Consider the following 17,923-nt stretch of genomic DNA (forward strand, 5'->3'; position numbering starts at 1 on the left):
CCCTCTGCATCGGAAAACAAGTAGTTTCAAACGTTTTTGTCTCAGCGAAAATCGTTTTCGAAACCTAGGGATTTGGTCAGAATATCGTCCATTTTCCTTTTTCACCCCCCAGTATGAAAATTCTCCAACTTATTCAAAAGCCCCAGCTCCGAGGAGCGGAGATTTTTGCCTTCCAGCTAGCAAGTAGATTGGAAAGTAGGGGGCACCAAGTGAGATTGGTGGCTTTGTTTCCTGGAGAGGCAGACTTGGGGGATCAAGGTCTTATCCAACTTCATGCTGATCCAAGTGTGCGGCTTCTTGACTGGAGGGCTTGGAAAAAACTAGCCGAAATTATCCGGGAATTTGAACCGGATATTGTACAGGCCAATGCCGGAGACACTCTGAAATATGCAGCTTGTTCTCGTGTTTTTTTTCGGTGGGGAGGCAAATTGGTCTTTCGCAATGCTAACCTCATTTCCGGATTTTTGGACTCAGGAGCAAAGCGCCGTTTCAACTCGCTGTTGCTAGGCCAGGTGGACGGGGTAGCCTCTGTCTCGGAGCACTGCATGAGGGATTTTGTAAGTGTTTTTCAATGGAGGAAGCCCATCGTCCACTTGCCAATTGGGGTGCCACAGGCATTGGTCGAGCCTGCCTTGCCGAATGACCTAAGGCTGCTGTTGCAGGATACACCGTTTCTGATCCATATTGGGAGCTTCGTACCCGAAAAGAACCATGCTGGCCTTTTCCAAATCTTTGAGAAAGTAAAGTCGCGGATGCCTAAGATCAAGTTGTTGCTTTGCGGTTCGGGGCCTCTTTTTTCGCAGATTTTGCAATCCCTTCCCGATGGAGTCATTGCCTTGGGAGCCAGAGCGGATGTAGGAAATATTCTGCCGTTTGCCCATGCGCTGGTCTTGCCTAGCCAGATAGAGGGGCTTCCGGGAGTGATCTTGGAAGCAATGGCGGCAAGGGTTCCGGTGGTGGCGTATGATGTGGGAGGGGTTTCTGAGGTTATTAGGCCTGGACAGACTGGATCTCTGGTACCAAGAGGGGAAGCCACTCTTTTTGCGGAGGAATTGGTACAAATACTGTCTATGGATAAAATCACCATCGCTCCGGTATTGGAAAACGCATCGAATCTAGTCCGAGAAAACTATAGTTTGGATAAAGTGTGCGATGGGTTTGAGAAGTTCTTCTTTAGGTTGCTCAAGGGATAGTTTGAAAATACTCTTTGTTGATACTTCTCCTGTTCGAAGGGGGGCGCAGGTTTTTGTGGAGGAACTGTCGTCCCAACTTGATCTGCTGGGACTCGTCACCAAGAGGGTCTATCTTTTTGAAAATGCCGGGACTACATCAGTTTCCCTGCGGCGCCAAGATCTGGTTTTGCCCTATCTGGAGTCTTCTTTTTTTGAAAAGATCCCCTCGTTTCATCCCGGGCTTCTCCGGTCTCTTGGCGGCTTGGTTGAGGAATTCGACCCGGATATCCTCCTTTTTAATGGCTCCAGGACGCTCAAGTATGCGGCTTGGCTGAGATATTTCGGTTACGTAAAAGGAAGGCGGCTAGTCGGGAGGTTCATAGACGACGCGGAATTTTGGAATCCTGGGGGCATAAAAAAATGGGCCTACACGCAATGGATTGGGCAACTGGACGGGATCGTTGCCGTGAGTGCCGCCTCTTTGGACTCGGTCGTGAGACATTATAGTTTCCCTGGGTCAACTAGGGTGATCCATAGGAGTTTCGACCGGAACAAGTTTGGAGGGGTGCCCGGTAGAGAAGAGGCAAGAAAGATACTGGGGCTCACGCGAAACGATGAGGTGCTGCTTTTCCTTGGGAATCTCACCGCCCAAAAGCGCCCGGACAAATTTCTCCAAATCGTCCAAAGCTTAGCCCAGACCCGCCCGCAGCTGAAAGCCTTGCTCGTCGGTGATGGGACTCTGAGAAGGGAATTGGAGGATCAGGTAGCGTATAGTAGGGGTAGAGAATCAGGAGCAGGGATGCTTAACACGGGATTTAAGCCATCGAACGTCATTTTTTCAGGGTATCAATCGGACGTCGGTCCTTTTATCTCTGCTGCGGACATTCTGGTCCTTACTTCCGATACGGAGGGCCTTCCGGGAGTCGTGCTCGAGGCCGCTTATCTGGAAGTACCCACAGTGGCTACCGAGGTTGGCGGGATTCGCGAATGCTTACTGGACGGGGAAACCGGCATATTGGTTCCAGATCGTTCGGTTGGTACTTTTTGCGAAAGGATCGAGTCACTCCTGGACGACAGTTCAGTCCGCAAAGGGATGGGAAGAAAGGCAAGAGTTTTTGTTGAGAGTCATTTCAGAATGGAGTCCATTGCGGGTCAATACCTGGATTTTTTTGGCAAGATTCTTTCATCTACTTCCCGGTAAGGCGCTACCGCCTTTAGCTCTCTGATTGTTTTCTGTCCATTTCCTTCCTCCGACAGGCTTTTAGGTATTGCATAAAGTACGAAATACGAGATACGAGGTACGGCGCTGCCGCTTTCAGCTTTCTGATTTTTTTCTGTCCATCTCCGTCCTCCGGCAGGATTCTAGGTATTGCATAAAGTACGAAATACGAGATACGAGGTACGGCGACTCCAACCTCAGCTTTCCTACTTCAGCTTTCTGATTTTTTCCTTTCCGTCTCCGTCCTCCGGCAGGTTTTTTGGGATTTCTGGGGACGGTACTGCGCCGGAGTCCATGGTGTTTTGGTCTTTTCTACCCGGGGTTTCACCCCGGGCTATTTACATTTGACCCCTTCAGGGTCATCGGTCTCCAGTTTTTTGGATTGTCCCGGCGACCAAAATACGACCTGGAAGGTACGAAATACGAGGTACGAGGTACGGCGACTCCGCTTTCAGCTTTCCTCCTTCAGCTTTCTCCTTTCGATCTTCTTTCTCATCCGACATCGGACATCAGACATCCGAAATCCAAAATCCGACATCCAAAATCCGACATCCAACATCCCCCATCCCCATCCACGCCCGACAAGCTCCCAACATTTCCCTATCTTTAGCCCTGACTAACCTGTAACACCTTGTTTGGCGCAGCACTGCTTGTCCTTTTCCTGTTTTTTGCTTCCCAGCCCATCCTTGCGGCGCTGCAGCGGGAGCATAAGTGGCTCAAGGCCGGCCTGCTCAACCAAATGTATTGGTACCATATGTTTTTTGGCTTGGTGTATTGGACTTACTCCCAGTTCAACAGGTCGGATTCGGTTTCCTATTTTTTGAGCTACAAACATTACAGGAATTGGTTTGAAGCCTTCGTGCCCGGTACGCTCTTCATCGAGTGGGTCAACTATCCCTTTGCCAAGTGGCTGGGCTTCAACTATGACATGATGATGTTCTTCTCCACTTGGGTGGGCTTTTGGGGCTTCGTCTATTTTTATTGCTTCATGAAGGAAAACCTGCGCTTCAACCCCAAATTTGAGGGTTGGGATGCAATTACCATCTTTATGTTTTTGCCCAACATGCACTTCTGGACCGCCTCTCTGGGAAAAGGGGCTTACATTTTTGCAGGGTTGGGGCTCTTGACCTATGGGCTGTCTTGGCCGGGTAGGCGGATCACCCACATGGCTTTGGGCGGCTTCATCTGCTATATGATCCGTCCTCACATCCTTTTTGCCGTGTTGATCGGTATGGGCGTCGGGTTTGTTCTCGGCAAGGAAAAGGTGCCTACCTATCAAAAGTACCTGGCGGCTCTCGGGGGGATTGCGATGAGCATATTTGTATATGAGGATTTGCTGTTGTTCCTGGGCTATGACCCAAACAACGTGGTGGAAAGCTTTGAAGAGGAGTCTGCACTCAATTCCCAACGCCTGCAATCCGCGGGATCGGCTGTGGACATGTCTTCCTACAGCCTCCCGATGAAGCTTTTTACTTTTTGGTTTCGCCCGCTTTTTGTCGACTCTCCCAATGCCATTGGCCTGATCGTGTCCCTGGAAAACGCCCTCTATATCTACATGTTCAGCCGAATACTCAAGAAGGACTTCATCACCTACATCAAGCAGGCTCCCGCCATGGTCAAGATGTCGGCCGTGGTCTTCATCTCCATCTCCATCTCCATGACCTTCGTCATGTCCAACTTGGGTATCATCATTCGACAAAAGTCCCAGATCATGTACTTCATGCTCTTTGTGATCGTGGCCTATATGGATTGGGAAAAACAGATCCGCATCCGCAAGCGGGCGGAGATATTCAACCGTATCGTGGAGGAAGAGCGGAAAAACCGGGAGCTGTCCGAATCAGCTTCCTAATACAGTCAGGGTGCCCAGCTGCACGGCGCTGTCGTCTGCCTCAGCCCGTTCCAGGTCGGTTTTCCGTTTTTGGGGACTGGCTCGGCTGTCGCCTTCGAGTTTGCGCCAGGGCAAAAAAAGAAAACCCCAATCACCATTTTGTCAAGGCAACTGGGGTTTTGACTCGCAGAGAGTGGGGGATTCGAACCCCCGGTACAGTTTGACCCGTACGACAGTTTAGCAAACTGTTGGTTTCAGCCACTCACCCAACTCTCTAATCCTGTTTAGCCCTTCGGCTAAAGTGTTGCAAATATAATCCAATTGATAAGATTTAAACAAGCCTCCGCGTATAATCAGGCCCACTTTCCAGCATTCGGGACTAATCCTCTGGAAATCAACTTCAATATTTCCGGTATTTTTTAGCTCTTTGCCCTCCTCTGGGCTTTGTGGCGGTAGGGAAGGCTTTTGCCTGTTTTTTCAACCCGCCGGAAACTCCCTCGCACCGCCCAGGTTTTTTCCGCTTTCCCATGGAAGCCCTTGTTGGGGATTTAGTATATTCGAGGAGCGGATACAGTTTTGATTTGTTTCATTTTGGCTAAAAATACCCAGTACAGGGTATTTATTAGAGAGTGTAAGAACCTACTTTTATCAAAATTCTGAGAGATTATGATTATCCAGACTTCAAAGTGCGATTTTTTGATCGAAGAAAACAGCGTCAAATCCGGGTATATTTCGGTTTACTCCGAGAACCTGGAGGAAATGCAGCGGTTTTTCGGTTCCTCGGAGACTGAAATCTCTGCCAAGGGCGAATGGAAATACTGCGTCTCCATTTGCAAGCAGGATTTGGCAAACGCGCTTATTTTGATGGTGAAAGAGGTGAACTACCAAACCTTCACTCCGGAGAAACTCCAACAGGCCTGATTTTTTTCGATCTGCTGCATTAGGCAAGCCCTTTCTAAAACCTTGCTACCTAAATCCCTAGATTGTTATGCCGGCAACGGGACAGCGGCTCGAGGCGTCGATGGTGTTTTTTTCTCTCCGCACGCTATGGGCTTGATCTTTTGCCAGTGTTTCGGCGAGGTCTGCCGTATCCGGATTGATCTTTTGGATTTGCTCGCCTCTTGGGTTGAAAAGCATTTTTGTCTATTCCATCTACCTTTATCTCGCTTGATTTGGAATTTTATGCTGAAAAAGGTAAATAATTGGTATTTAATTTCAATCCTATCGGTTTTTGTACAATAAAGTTTTTTGGTGACCTTTGTGGCAATCACCCTATCCCCACCCAGAGACGGTCTTGATTAGCACCAAAAGCCTAGAACATCTGATCCCGGACTTCCTGATGGAGTCCAGCCTTTTCCACTTCGTGATCATCGATGTGGAGGGAAAGATCCTGCGGTGCAATGGGAGTTTTTCTAAGTTGGGAGGGCCTCAAGGCGATACGCAGTTTGGCGACTTTTTGACACCTGGTTCCTCCGCCGAATTTCACTATTCCCTCGAGCTTTTGCTCAGCGCCCCGAAAATCCGCCGCCACCTGATGCTGGACCATCCTGAGCCGGAAGGGGAAAAGGCTGCCAAGGTCTGGTGGGAGTTTTCCGTGGTGACCAACCCCGAGATGGATTTGTCGGGGATCATCGGGATCGGTGTGGGAGTGCATTTCCTCGAGCAGGAGATGCCCTGGGACAACCTGGCCGACGTGCTCGACTTTGGAAAGATCACGCTGGACGCAGAGCAGAGGATCCTTGGTTGGGATGGGCAGATATCGGGCTGGTTTGATCCCGAGGGGGAAAACTGGCGGGGCAGTCTGCTGACGGCGGTGCCTGCTTTTGAAGGACTGGAGTCGCTGGCCGAGGTGCTGGAGCACATGTCTCCCCAAAGCAAGCCCAAATGCTTTCCGCTGGAGCCTCAGACTTCGCTGGAGCCCGTTTTTGCCGCACTTTTGGCGAGCACGGCAGGGGGCTATCATCTTTTTTTGGTGCCAAAAGAAATGCGGACCAACGTCCGCTCCCAGAAACAACTGATTCCCGCTCGGGTGCTGGATACCCTGCCGGGAGCCGTGTTTGTATTGGACAGGGCGGGAAAGCTTTCCCAGCAAAACGATGAGGCAAAGGCCCTTGGCCGGGTCTGGAAAGGACGAGCTTATTCCGAAGGGTTTTCCCTGACCTTTCCAAGCCAATCCAACCGCTTTTCCAAACTCTTGAGAGCTATAGAGGATGCCAAAAGGGGAGTCAGCCACGAGATGGAGATCAGGATGCTGATGCCTGAGCAGGAGTTTGGCTTCTGGAGCGTAGTTGTCCGACCCATCTCTCTGGAGACGGGTTTGGCTGAGGGGATTTTTATCCAGGTGATCAACATGTCGGACGTCAAGGCAGAGCTATTTCGCGTAAACCGGGAAAACGAGCGCCTGAGGGATTTGGCGCTGAGCCCTTCACACATCTTGAGGGGGCCGCTCTCGTCCATGATAGGCTTGCTTGAGCTCATCGATGCGAAGCAGCTTGATGCCGAAAACCAAAAGCTCTTTGGGTACCTCAAGCCCCTCACCAAGGAACTGGACGAGATCATCCGGCAACAGGCCAAAAAAATAAGCACCTTTGGCTAAGGTGCTTATTTCTGAAGGGGGGAGTCGATGCTTTGCGCCAGAGGTCGGGAACGACAGCTTTTCAGCCCGCCGCTCTCGCAGCCGCCCAATCAGGTTTGATCTCAATGCGGGCTCATTTTTGGATCGCCGTCCGCCGTTATTTCAGGATTTTTAGACCCACTGCCTCTAGGCCGACTAGGCTCTCCTGCCTCATGTATTGGACAAAACTCACTTGGGCAGTTCCCTCGGAAAGTTCAAAAGGAAGCGTGTCGTACCGTGTAAAGGTGTTTCCAAATCCCTTGCCCATGGGCTGTCCGGACTTGGAGTCAAACAGCGGGACGTTGATCAGTTTGTTGTCCAGGACAGCGCCGCTGCTGTCGCTGCTGATCACCCGCACGTAGCAGTTGGAGAAGGGATACTCTTCGTTGTACTTCAGGGCAATGAGTTTTGGCCCGGAGGCTGACTGCAGTGCAGAGAGGTCAAAACTCGCCGTGTCCCTTTCGCTCCAGGCCTGAGCCTGAAAGGAGTGGAATTCCTCGAAGGCCCGATCCCCGCCGCAAGCGGATGCCACCGCCAAAAGAGCGACCGCAGCGAAAGTGCTACTTTTATTCATTGCCTCCGTTGTTTGGACCTTGGTTTCTACGCGGCGGAAATCTGCGTTTCCCTTCTCCCGACTTGTTTCCCTGGTTTTCGCCTTTGGGTGCGGGATTCTGGTTTTCCTGCTTTGGTCCCGCGTTTTGGTTCTGTGCGGGACGAGGCCTGTTTCTGCTTTTCCTTCTCCGGTTGTCTCCCCCTTCTTTTTGCTCCGGTCTGCCACCGGTTTTGCCATCTTGGGCTTTTGCCTGCTGTGGGTTGCCGGCAGGCTGATTTTGACGGTTTTGGGGCTTCTGTCCCTGGGATCTTGGAGATTGGGATTTGGGAGAGGCCGAGCGGGTTTGCTGGGCGGGTTTGCTTCCGCTGTTGTCGGCTTGGGCTTCGCCTTGGGGCTTGGTTCTTGGCTTTTTCTTCTTTTTCTTCTTGGCAAATTTCTTGTCCAGCAGCTCGAGCTCCCTTGTGGATTGGGCTGCCAAGTCTTCCAGGTCGGTGGACTTGTCCACCTGCAGGTTGAAGACCTTGATGCCTTTTTCGTTTAGCGCCTGGATCTCGCGAACCCGGTCGCAGCTGATGCTGTGCCAGTCGTTGTCATTGTTGTAGCTGAACCACATCAGTCTTCTGAAGATGTCGGTCTTTTGGAGCTTCACCGGGCCTGACTCGGTTTGCAGGGGTTTGTCCACCTGGGGGATGTCCTTGATCGCATCCATGTAGGTGTCCAGCTCATAGTTGAGGCAGCACTTGAGTCTGCCGCATTGGCCGCTGAGTTTCCCTGGGTTAAGGGAAAGGTTTTGGTAGCGTGCTGCGGAGGTGGTGACGTTTTTGAAGTCCACCAGCCAAGTGGAGCAGCAGAGCTCGCGTCCACAGACCCCGATGCCACCCAGCCTGCCGGCTTCCTGGCGAAGGGAAATCTGGCGCATTTCCACCCGGATCTTGAACTCCCCGGCCAGCGCTTTGATCAGCTCCCGGAAGTCCACGCGGTCCTCGGCTGAGTAATAGAAGGTCGCCTTGGAGTTGTCCGCCTGATATTCCACGTCGGACATCTTCATCTGCAGCTTGTATTCCTCCACGATCTGCTTGCAGCGATAGAGGGTAGGGATCTCCCGGTTTCGGGCTTCTTCCCATTTCTCCATGTCTTTTTGGTTGGCCACGCGGTAGATGCGGGTGATGTTGTCATCGTTTCGCACCTTGCGCTTCTGCATCTGCAGGCGTACGAGCTCCCCTTGCAGGGACACGTAGCCGATGTGGTGGCCGTTGGGTACGTCCACGACCACGGGGTCTCCCGTGTGGAGCGTGAGGTAGTCCACGTTTCGGAAGTATTCCTTCCGTCCGCCTTTGAATTTGACTTCGACGATGTCAAAGTTGTCGACTTGGGGGATTCCCATGTGGGAAAGCCAGTCGAATGAGTTCATTTTATTGCAATCGCTCGTGCCGCAGCTGCCGTTGTTTTGGCAGCCCCCGGTACCTCCCGAGGAGGTGGAGCAGGTACTACATCCAGCCATATATCTACAGGGCTTTCGCCTCGTTTAGTTTTTTTGGGTTCAATTCATCAGTTTCAGGATATCCTGTCCGATATCCCTGCGGTGGTAGGCTTTGTCCCAGGAGATCTGGCCCACCGTGGCAAAGGCATTGTCCAGGGCTTCCTGCAGTTCTTTTCCAAAACCAGTCACGGCAATCACCCTGCCACCTTGGTTTACGATGTCGCCTTGGCCGTTTTTGGCAGTCCCAGCGTGGAAGACCACGCTTTTCTCAACACTAGCTGGGAGAGAAATGGGGAAACCTTTCTCGTACGAACCAGGGTATCCCCCGCTGACCATCACCACCGTGGTGGCATAGTCCGGAGAAATCTCCAGCTTGTAGTCCGCAAGCGTGCCAGTGGCGATGCCCTGGAGCAGTCCTACAAAGTCGCTTTGGATCCGTGGCAGCACCGCTTCGGTCTCCGGGTCGCCCATGCGGACATTGTACTCGATGACGGAGGGATCTCCGTCTTTGTTCATCAGTCCGATAAAGAGGAAGCCTTTGTAGTCTATGCCTTCTTTTTCCAGGCCGGCGATGGTCGGCTTCACGATGCGGTCTTCTACTTTTTGGATAAAAGCCGCGTCCGCGAAAATCACGGGGCTCACAGCGCCCATCCCGCCGGTGTTCAGGCCGGTGTCGCCTTCGCCGATGCGCTTGTAGTCTTTTGCCTCGGGCAGGATCTTGTAGCTCTTGCCGTCGGTGGCCACGAAAATAGACAGCTCGATGCCGGAGAGAAACTCCTCGACGACGACCTTGGACGAGGCATCGCCAAACTTGGCATCCAGCAGCATTTCCTTCAGGGAATCTTTTGCTTCTTCCAAGGTCTGGCAGATCAGCACACCCTTGCCTGCGGCCAGCCCGTCTGCTTTGAGCACGATCGGGAGGCTTTGTTTTTCCAAATAGGCCAAGCCCGCTTCGATCTCCTCGGCGGAGAAGGTTTCGTAGGCTGCCGTGGGGACCCCGTTGCGCTGCATAAAGCGCTTGGAGAAGTCCTTGCTTCCCTCCAGGGTGGCACCCAGTTGGGAGGGGCCGACGATGGGCAGCTGGGCGGTGTCAGGCTGGGACTGGAGATAGTCCACCAGACCCTTGACGAGGGGCTCTTCGGGACCTACCACAACCATGTCTATCGATTCGTCCAGTATGAATCGATGGATCGCGGGAAAATCGGTGATGGAAAGTGGGATGTTTTGGGCGATGTCGGCGGTGCCGGCATTTCCAGGGGCGACAAAAAGCCTGGAGCAGTCCGGGCTTTGTACGATCTTCCAAGCAAAGGCATGCTCTCTGCCTCCGCTTCCCAATAAGAGTATATTCATTGACTCGGTTCTTGTTTAGTTGGCATGTTCGGAGATGAACTTGATGCGATAGACCCGCAGTTCGTCCTCTGCAAAGTCCTCGTCGCCGAGTTCCTCCAATGCCGATTTGATACGATCGCTTTCCGCATTCATGAAGTAGTCATGGAGCGTGTCTTCCCGCTCTTCGTCCATGATGTGCTGAATGTAGTAGTCGATATTTAGTTTGGTTCCGCTATAGATGATCTGCTCTATTTCCTGAAGCAGTTCATCCATTGAGATGTTGAGATTTTCTGCAATCTCATCCAGGTCGATCTTGCGGTCAATCTGCTGGATAATCGAAATCTTCACCTTGGATCGGGTTCCGGAGGTTTTTACCACTACTTCAGTGGCAGTCTCGATTTCGTTTTCCTCCACATAGGCATTGATCAGCTTCAGGAACGGAGCCCCAAATTTCACAACTTTTCCCATACCTACACCATTTATCTGCGCAAGTTCTTCGCGGGTGGTGGGGTAGACGGTGGCCATTTCTTCCAAAGACGGGTCTTGGAAGATGACGTAGGGGGGAAGGTTTTTCGTCTTTGCGACGCGCTTGCGCTCGGCCTTGAGCAGCTCAAAGAGCTTTTCGTCGTAGGCTGGGCCGGTGTTGATCTGCACCTCCACGGTCTCCGACTCGGTGAGTTTTTCGTAGTCGTGATCCTTAAACAAATCGACGGCGTAGGGTGCCTCCATAAAGTCAGAACCCTTCGGCGTCAGCTTGAGTATCCCGTAGTTCTCGATGTCCTTTTCCAAAAGCGCAGTGATCATCGCCTGGCGAACGACCGAGGTCCAGTGCTTGTCCGACTCGTCCTTTCCCTTTCCGAAGACGGGCAGGAGGTCGTGCTTGTAGCTTTTGATGTAGTCGTCCACTTCGCCGCGGATGACCTTGACCAAGTGCAGCAGGCTGAATCGCTCCCCGGTCTGCTTGACCGCATCCAGGGCAACCAGCAGCTCGTCCATTCCCTCAAAGGTCTCCCGTTCACGCTTGCAGTTGTCGCAGAAGCCACAGTCCTCTTCGAGCGTCTCCCCAAAGTAATTCAGGATAAACTTCCTTCGGCAGACGCCGGTTTCGGCATAGGCGGCCATTTCCTGCAGGAGGATTTTGGCGTTTTCCCGCTCGGTGACTGGCTTGTCTTTGTTGAATTTTTCGAGCTTGATGATGTCTTCGTAGCGGTAAAACATCAGGCAGTGTCCTTCCAGACCGTCCCTGCCGGCACGTCCGGTCTCCTGGTAGTATCCCTCCAGGGACTTGGGCACGTCGTAGTGGATCACATAGCGCACATCCGGCTTGTCTATGCCCATGCCAAAGGCGATGGTGGCGACGATCACGTCGAGCTCCTCGTTGAGGAAATCATCCTGGGTTTTGATCCTCACGGATGAGTCCAATCCCGCATGGTAGGGAGCTGCATTGATCTGGTTGACCTTCAGCAGCTCGGCGATTTCCTCGACTTTTTTTCGGCTCAGGCAGTAGATGATGCCCGACTTGCCCTTGTGCTGCTTGATGAACTTGATGAGGGACTTTTTCGACTCGTTTTTCACTTTTGCCCGCACCTCGTAGAAGAGGTTGGTGCGGTTGAAAGAGGACTTAAACAGGTCGGCCTCCTCCATCTGCAGGTTGCGCTGGATGTCCTGCTGTACTTTGGGGGTGGCAGTAGCGGTAAGGGCGATGATCGGCAGGTTGGGGGCGATCTGACCGACGATGGTCTTGATCTTCCGGTACTCGGGCCTGAAATCATGGCCCCATTCGGAGATGCAGTGGGCCTCATCGATTGCCACAAAACTCAGGTGGGCGGACTTCAGGAAGACGATGTTTTCTTCCTTGGTCAGGGACTCCGGCGCCACGTACAGCAGTTTGGTCTTTTTCTTCAGCACCTCGTTTTTCACCTTGGTCGCTTCGGACTTGGTCAGGGTGGAGTTGAGGAAGTGGGCGTTGATTCCCACGGCGTTCAACTGATCCACCTGGTTTTTCATCAGTGCGATCAGGGGTGAGATGACGATGGCCGTGCCTTCGGTCACCACTGCGGGGAGCTGGTAGCAGAGCGACTTGCCCGCTCCGGTAGGCATGATCACAAAGGTATTGCGATGGTTGAGCAGGTTGTCTACGATGAGTTCTTGGTTCCCACGGAACTGGCTGAATCCGAAGATTTTCTTGAGATCTGCTTTTACTTTTTCCTCCACGAGAAGAAGCTGCTTAGTAGGTGATAAATGCCTGTAAACAGGAATGAACGATTAGTTTTATACCTTTGTCCAAAATTAGTGATTAACGCAGGTAAAATTGAATTTAGCTAAAAATATTAGAAATACAGCCACCCGGGTTTTGCAAAATGAGGCAAACGCGGTCCTAAAACTGGTCGATTGTATAGATGGCGATTTTGAGGCTTGTGTGGAGAAAATATTGACGTCCCAAGGCCGCGTGGTGATCACCGGCGTGGGCAAAAGCGCCATCATCGCCAACAAGATCGTGGCTACCCTAAATTCCACCGGAACGCCTGCGCTTTTCATGCATGCCGCCGACGCGATCCATGGCGACCTGGGCATGATACAGCGGGAAGATGTGGTCATCTGCATCTCCAAATCCGGAAATACCCCCGAAATCAAAGTGCTGGTTCCGCTGCTGAAGAAGCTGGGTTCGGTCTTGGTAGCCTTGGTGTCCAACACCAATTCCTACCTGGCCGAGGAGGCCGACTTCGTGCTCAACGCAACGATAGGAGAGGAGGCTTGCCCGCATAATTTGGCTCCGACGACCAGCACGACAGCCCACATGGCTCTGGGCGATGCCCTGGCGGTTTGCCTGCTGGAGGCGAGGGGATTTACCTCGGACGATTTTGCCAAGTACCATCCTGGAGGATCTCTCGGCAAGCAGCTTTACCTCAAAGTAGGCGATGTGCTCTCCAAGGGCGTGGTGCCCGTGGTGAAGGAGGATGCAGACATCCGTGACGTCATCATCGAGATCTCTGGGAAGCGGCTGGGCGCCACCGCCGTGAACGATCCGGAGGGCAAGCTCACCGGCATCATCACCGACGGCGATCTGCGGAGAATGCTGGAAAAAACACTGGATATCCAACAGCTGAAGGCCAAGGATATCATGACGCTTCGGCCCAAGACCATCTCGAAAGAAGAATTTGCCATTCGTGCGCTGAATCTGATGCGCAATCACAATATCACCCAATTAGTCGCCCTCGATGGGGAAAAAATCGCCGGTTTTGTCCATATTCATGATTTGATGAAAGAAGGCATAGTTTGACCCCCATGCAAGATAGACCCTATATCGTGATTTTGGCTGGTGGCATCGGATCCAGATTTTGGCCATATAGCAGAAATAACCGACCCAAACAATTTTTGGATATTCTGGGCACCGGACGCACGCTGCTCCAGATGACCTACGACCGATTTTTGGAAATCGCCGACCCAGAGCGATTCTACGTGGTGACCAACCAAATCTATCAGGATCTGGTGAGGGAGCAGCTCCCTGACCTCCAGCCCGAGCAGATCCTCACCGAGCCTCTCCGGAGGAATACCGCTGCCTGCGCTGCCTATGCAGCCTACAAGATCCACGCGCTCGATCCGGAAGCGACCCTGGTGGTGACTCCTTCGGACCAGTTGATCCTACAGGAGAGCCGATTCCTGGCTACTATCCAAAAGGCCATGCAGGCGGCAAAGGTCAAAGGCAGGCTCATCACGCTGGGTATCAAGCCTAACCGTCCCGATACTGCCTATGGCTATATCCAATACCTCGAGAGTGAAAATGGCGACTATGCCCTGAAGGTGAAAACCTTCACGGAAAAGCCGAATATCAAACTGGCCAAGACCTTTTTGGAAAGCGGGGATTTCGTCTGGAACTCGGGGATGTTTGTCTGGAAAGTGGCCAGCCTATTGGATGCCTTTCACGAGAATATGCCAGACGTGGCCGATGCTTTTGAAGAGGGGAGGCATCACTTTGGACAGGCCACGGAGCAGGATTTTATCGCCCGGGCCTATTCCCTTGTCAAAAACGTGTCACTGGATCTCGGCATCATGGAGAAGTCCGACAACGTGTACGTCATCCTCGGAGACTACGGGTGGTCAGACTTGGGCTCTTGGCATAGCCTGCACGGCTTGAGGGAAAAAGACGAGCACAACAATGTGGTCGAAGCCAATGCGCTCCTCTATGATACCAAAAACTGCTATGTAAAAGCCAGCGGGGAAAAGCTCGTGGTGGTGGAGGGACTCGACAACTTCCTGATCAACGAGTCAGAAAATGTCCTGCTCATCTGCAAGCTGGATGGGGAAAAGAAATTCCGTGACTTTGTCGCCAGCGCCAAAAAGAAAGGGGAAGATTTCGTCTGAAATCTTCCCCTTTTTTGAAGCTCGCAGTCCCTCTTGCTGGGATAAAGTGAATGGAAAGCATCCAATCTTGCCTCTAGGCTCTAAGTTCTGGGCTCTTGATACTTGCATCCAGCTACTTGATACTAGCTACTTGATACTTGGTACTAGCGCCTTGCTACTTTTTTCGCTGGCGGATCGCCTCATAGATCGCCACGCCCGCAGATACGGACACGTTTAAGCTTCCGATATTTCCTGCCATTGGGATTTTGACCTTGTCGTCCACGATGCCCATGATCTCTTGGGAAATTCCGTCCTCCTCTGAGCCCATCACCATCGCAACCGGGGAGGAAAAATCGGCCTCGTACATGATTTTGTCGGTCTTTTCGGTGATCGCTACTAGGGTCAATCCCATTTTTTGCAAGTCTCGGCAGGCATAGAACAGGTTGCGGACACGGGCCACGGGCAGGAAGTTCAGGGCTCCGGCAGAGGTTTTGACCGCGTCGGAGTTGATCTGTGCGCTGCCTTTCTCGGGGATTACGATGGCGTCCACCCCGGCGCATTCGGCAGTTCTGGCGATGGCGCCGAAGTTTCTCACATCGGTGATGTGGTCCAACACTAGGATCAGGGGGGACTTGCCGACGGCAAAGCAGTTGTCTATCACGTTGTCCAGGGAGGCGTAGGCGATGGAGGACATCTGCGCGATCACACCCTGGTGGTTTTTGCGGGTGATGCGGTTGAGCTTGGCGTCTGGGACGCGGACTACCGGGATGTTTTCGGCCTTGCAGAGCTGGAGCAACTCCTTGCTCAGGTCGTTGTTCAGCTCTTTTTGCACCAATACTTTGTCGATTTCCTTGCCGGCATGGATGGCCTCCATCACCGCTCGGGTACCGAATATGAAATCTTTGTCAGTGGCTCCTTTTTCGATCAGAAAGCCATCCTTCCGCTTCTCCATTGGGAAATGTTTTTGAACCAGACCGGCTGGTAGGCACGGGATCGGTTCAGGGTGTAGAAATGTGGGCTGAGTAAGGTCTTAGCCCGCGCAAAGGTAAACCTAATTTTTGAGCTCTCGTCCATCCCCGCATAGCTCCATACCTCTCTGTCGAGGTAGAAGTTCACTTCTTGGGGAGGCCCCATCACGATATAGACCATGCCCCGGTCTGTTTTCCAGCCTTCCTTGAAGTCGGTAAAAAGGATGTTGGCAAACTCGACCATCCGGAAATAGTTTCGAATCAGCTCCTTGGCGACTTCGGGATTGCGGGTAAGTGAGATCCAGTAGCTGTCGAGGGCCTTTTTCTTGTCCTCTGCCAGCAGCAGCGTCTCGTGCTCTTTGCGGGTGGAGATGTAGGTCACCATCTGCACCATTTCCTCCCAGTCTTTTACCTTCGGATAGGACTCGTGCGTGGTTTTGAGCAAAAGGCCCGTGGAAGCTGCCGTATCGGTCTGGAAGAAATAGTAGCCTTCCTCATTGAGCTGCTTGGGAATATTGGACAGGAAGTCGCCCATTTTGATCACGTTGAGCTCCTTGGGAATGTCGGCTGGGCGAGTTTCCATAGGAGGATAGGGCACGTCAAACTTCATGGGATAGAAAAAGGTGTGGATAGCCGGACTGCTGACCGTCTTGAAGAGCAAAGACTCCTCTTTGTTGAGGTAGCTTTGGTCAAAGGGAACCTCGTTGGCATAGTAGGCCCCAAAGTCCGGCTGGTCAAAAACATAGGTGCTCTTGAGGTCGATGTGGTACACGTACTCGTCGCCTTGACGCGTATCCACCACGCTGAGCATTGCAATGGCGGTTTGCTGGCTGTCGGGCACTTCTACGTTTTGCTCAAAGATCCAGTGTCTCTCGGTATCCGCCTTTAGGTCTGCTTCCTGGAGCGTAGTGCTGAGCTCGTCGGTGATTTCCTGTTCGTAGGAGTTCAGGATGGCGTGGCTGAAGGTGAAGTCGCTGAAGGTGGGGTTTTCCTCGATCTTCTCGATCACGTACTGCACCTTGAAGGTGCTGGGGCCGGTTTTCAGCGGGATGATCTTCAGTCCCAGGCGGGAATAGAGCGAGTATCTCAGGGCCTGGTCGGTGGAGGAAAGTGTTTTTTGGGCTTGGGAAACAAGGGGGACGGAAAGGATGCAGAGGAGAAAAAAGAGGTGTAGGGGGGTGATTCGATTCATTGGGTCTTCATCTCGGTTTTAAAAATTAGACTTACTTTTGCCAAAATACTAAAATTCCGAATGGCTACCTACACTACGGAAATCGCCTCCGACAAGTTGATCAGCGACAATCCCATCCACCAAAGACTGCTCAAAGCCTACATTGCCGCCAAGCCCTGGATTTCAGGCGACTTGCTGGAGGTGGGCTGTGGCGAAGGCCGTGGAGTGGAGGAGTTGCTTCCCTTGGCCAAAAGCTATGTAGGTCTCGACAAGATCGGCGAAGTGATCGCGATGCTGCAGGCCAAGTTTCCCGGTGTGGATTTTCGTCAGGCCGTGATCCCGCCTTTCGTGGGTTTTGTGGACAAAAGCTACGACACGATTGTCAGCTTCCAGGTGATCGAGCACATCGCAGACGACCGCCTTTTTCTGCAGGAAATCTACCGCATGCTCAAGCCTGGCGGCAAAGCCATCATCTCTACCCCAAACATCAACCATACCCTTTCCCGAAATCCCTGGCATGAGCGGGAGTATACCCCCCAGCAGCTGATCGACCTGGCCTCGTCGATTTTTGACCAAGTGGATGCCAAGGGAGTGGGCGGAAACGGGAAGGTCTGGGAGTATCACGAGGCCAACCGCAAGTCTGTGAACAAGATCATGCGCTTCGATATTTTTGACCTCCAGCATAGGCTGCCTGCGTCGGTCTTGAGGATGCCCTACGAGATTCTGAATCGCATGAACAGAAACAAGCTCCACAAACAGCAGGGAACTTCTGTCGTGGAAATCACCCACCAGGATTTTCCTCTGGTCGAAAATCCCGCCGAGGGCCTGGATTTGTTTTATGTGATGTGGAAAAAATAATTGGGTTAAAAATGATAGGCTATACAGATCGCCCCTTCAGGGCTCATGTGTTGTCGATTGTTTTTTAGCCCCGAATCCCATTCGGGGCTAAAACAGGGCGCGCCTTCGGCGCTATTCTGCCCCGTTGGTAAGTCGTAGTGCCGACGGCACGCACGGTAATCGCTGCAAACGCCAAACCCGCCTTCGGCGATTTTCGGTGTTCCGGCGATGTCTATTTAGACAGGCGGGTGTCAGTCACAGTGCCAAAGGCACGCACCGTACTAGCCCGGAATGAAATTCCGGGTTTTCGTGTGTAGTTGTTGTTTTCAAGAGTGCCACAGGCACGATCTGTAATGGAACGGGTAGCTGTCTAAATGAAAAAAGGGACCCGATCTAATCCGGGGCCCTTTT

The 17,923-nt window shown here is 52.4% G+C and carries 14 protein-coding genes and 1 tRNA gene; 8 read left to right on the top strand and 7 right to left on the bottom strand.

Annotation, left to right across the window (positions count from 1 at the left end; translation table 11 throughout):
* The first annotated feature begins 113 nt into the window (after positions 1-113).
* The 3 genes from J0A68_RS18525 to J0A68_RS18535 all read left to right on the top strand — a co-directional run bounded on the left by J0A68_RS18525 (position 114) and on the right by J0A68_RS18535 (position 4,240).
* Positions 114-1,193, top strand: a complete 1,080-nt coding sequence (locus tag J0A68_RS18525; protein ID WP_206579730.1) for a glycosyltransferase family 4 protein — start codon at positions 114-116, stop codon at positions 1,191-1,193.
* Between the two features lies 1 nt (position 1,194).
* Positions 1,195-2,373 (top strand): glycosyltransferase family 4 protein, encoded by a 1,179-nt coding sequence (locus J0A68_RS18530; protein ID WP_206579731.1) that lies wholly within the window; start codon positions 1,195-1,197, stop codon positions 2,371-2,373.
* Between the two features lie 649 nt (positions 2,374-3,022).
* Positions 3,023-4,240, top strand: a complete 1,218-nt coding sequence (locus J0A68_RS18535) for a hypothetical protein (protein ID WP_206579732.1) — start codon at positions 3,023-3,025, stop codon at positions 4,238-4,240.
* 166 nt (positions 4,241-4,406) lie between these two features.
* On the opposite strand, the gene J0A68_RS18540 is transcribed toward J0A68_RS18535, so the two are convergent.
* Positions 4,407-4,495, bottom strand: a tRNA-Ser gene (locus J0A68_RS18540).
* Between the two features lie 390 nt (positions 4,496-4,885).
* On the opposite strand from J0A68_RS18540, the gene J0A68_RS18545 reads away from it, so the two are divergent.
* Both J0A68_RS18545 and J0A68_RS18550 read left to right on the top strand, forming a co-directional pair.
* On the top strand, positions 4,886-5,140 hold the full coding sequence (locus J0A68_RS18545) for a hypothetical protein (protein ID WP_206579733.1): 255 nt from the start codon (positions 4,886-4,888) through the stop codon (positions 5,138-5,140).
* Positions 5,141-5,477: 337 nt separating this feature from the next.
* Entirely contained in the window at positions 5,478-6,815 is a 1,338-nt protein-coding gene (locus tag J0A68_RS18550) for a nitrogen regulation protein NR(II) (RefSeq protein WP_206579734.1), read from the top strand.
* A 136-nt stretch (positions 6,816-6,951) separates the two neighbouring features.
* Here J0A68_RS18550 and J0A68_RS18555 read toward each other — a convergent pair whose 3' ends face one another.
* The 4 genes from J0A68_RS18555 to recQ all read right to left on the bottom strand — a co-directional run bounded on the left by J0A68_RS18555 (position 6,952) and on the right by recQ (position 12,409).
* Positions 6,952-7,407 (bottom strand): gliding motility lipoprotein GldH, encoded by a 456-nt coding sequence (locus J0A68_RS18555; RefSeq protein ID WP_206579735.1) that lies wholly within the window; start codon positions 7,405-7,407, stop codon positions 6,952-6,954.
* Entirely contained in the window at positions 7,400-8,797 is a 1,398-nt protein-coding gene (locus J0A68_RS18560) for a PSP1 domain-containing protein (RefSeq protein ID WP_236025665.1), read from the bottom strand. Before J0A68_RS18560 ends, J0A68_RS18555 begins: the two co-directional genes overlap by 8 nt.
* 129 nt (positions 8,798-8,926) lie before the next feature.
* Positions 8,927-10,216, bottom strand: a complete 1,290-nt coding sequence (gene purD, locus J0A68_RS18565) for a phosphoribosylamine--glycine ligase (RefSeq protein WP_206579737.1) — start codon at positions 10,214-10,216, stop codon at positions 8,927-8,929.
* Between the two features lie 15 nt (positions 10,217-10,231).
* A complete protein-coding gene (gene recQ / locus J0A68_RS18570) occupies positions 10,232-12,409 on the bottom strand; it encodes a DNA helicase RecQ (RefSeq protein ID WP_206579738.1) in 2,178 nt (725 codons plus the stop codon).
* Between the two features lie 97 nt (positions 12,410-12,506).
* On the opposite strand from recQ, the gene J0A68_RS18575 reads away from it, so the two are divergent.
* On the top strand, positions 12,507-13,475 hold the full coding sequence (locus tag J0A68_RS18575) for a KpsF/GutQ family sugar-phosphate isomerase (RefSeq protein ID WP_206579739.1): 969 nt from the start codon (positions 12,507-12,509) through the stop codon (positions 13,473-13,475).
* A 5-nt stretch (positions 13,476-13,480) separates the two neighbouring features.
* Complete coding sequence (locus tag J0A68_RS18580; RefSeq protein ID WP_206579740.1) at positions 13,481-14,557, top strand: mannose-1-phosphate guanylyltransferase; 1,077 nt, start codon at positions 13,481-13,483, stop codon at positions 14,555-14,557.
* Between the two features lie 154 nt (positions 14,558-14,711).
* On the opposite strand, the gene rlmB is transcribed toward J0A68_RS18580, so the two are convergent.
* Positions 14,712-15,488 (bottom strand): 23S rRNA (guanosine(2251)-2'-O)-methyltransferase RlmB, encoded by a 777-nt coding sequence (gene rlmB / locus J0A68_RS18585; RefSeq protein WP_206579741.1) that lies wholly within the window; start codon positions 15,486-15,488, stop codon positions 14,712-14,714.
* Positions 15,461-16,696, bottom strand: a complete 1,236-nt coding sequence (locus tag J0A68_RS18590; protein ID WP_206579742.1) for a GWxTD domain-containing protein — start codon at positions 16,694-16,696, stop codon at positions 15,461-15,463. The genes rlmB and J0A68_RS18590 overlap by 28 nt, the downstream gene beginning before the upstream one ends.
* A gap of 60 nt (positions 16,697-16,756) precedes the next feature.
* Between J0A68_RS18590 and J0A68_RS18595 the strand changes: the two genes are divergently transcribed.
* Positions 16,757-17,533 carry a class I SAM-dependent methyltransferase gene (locus tag J0A68_RS18595; RefSeq protein WP_206579743.1) on the top strand — a complete coding sequence of 259 codons (777 nt, stop codon included), beginning with the start codon at positions 16,757-16,759 and terminating at the stop codon, positions 17,531-17,533.
* Positions 17,534-17,923 lie beyond the last annotated feature (390 nt).

The sequence above is a fragment of the Algoriphagus oliviformis genome, from assembly GCF_017254915.1.
Lineage (GTDB): Bacteria > Bacteroidota > Bacteroidia > Cytophagales > Cyclobacteriaceae > Algoriphagus > Algoriphagus oliviformis.

Bases quoted from the DNA above. Each gene is read 5' to 3' on its own strand.
- J0A68_RS18525 (WP_206579730.1), top strand. From the start codon at position 114: ATGAAAATTCTCCAACTTATTCAAAAGCCCCAGCTCCGAGGAGCGGAG.
- J0A68_RS18545 (WP_206579733.1), top strand. From the start codon at position 4,886: ATGATTATCCAGACTTCAAAGTGCGATTTTTTGATCGAAGAAAACAGC.
- J0A68_RS18555 (WP_206579735.1), bottom strand. From the start codon at position 7,407: ATGAATAAAAGTAGCACTTTCGCTGCGGTCGCTCTTTTGGCGGTGGCA.
- J0A68_RS18560 (WP_236025665.1), bottom strand. From the start codon at position 8,797: ATGAACTCATTCGACTGGCTTTCCCACATGGGAATCCCCCAAGTCGAC.
- purD (WP_206579737.1), bottom strand. From the start codon at position 10,216: ATGAATATACTCTTATTGGGAAGCGGAGGCAGAGAGCATGCCTTTGCT.
- J0A68_RS18580 (WP_206579740.1), top strand. From the start codon at position 13,481: ATGCAAGATAGACCCTATATCGTGATTTTGGCTGGTGGCATCGGATCC.
- rlmB (WP_206579741.1), bottom strand. From the start codon at position 15,488: ATGGAGAAGCGGAAGGATGGCTTTCTGATCGAAAAAGGAGCCACTGAC.
- J0A68_RS18590 (WP_206579742.1), bottom strand. From the start codon at position 16,696: ATGAATCGAATCACCCCCCTACACCTCTTTTTTCTCCTCTGCATCCTT.
- J0A68_RS18595 (WP_206579743.1), top strand. From the start codon at position 16,757: ATGGCTACCTACACTACGGAAATCGCCTCCGACAAGTTGATCAGCGAC.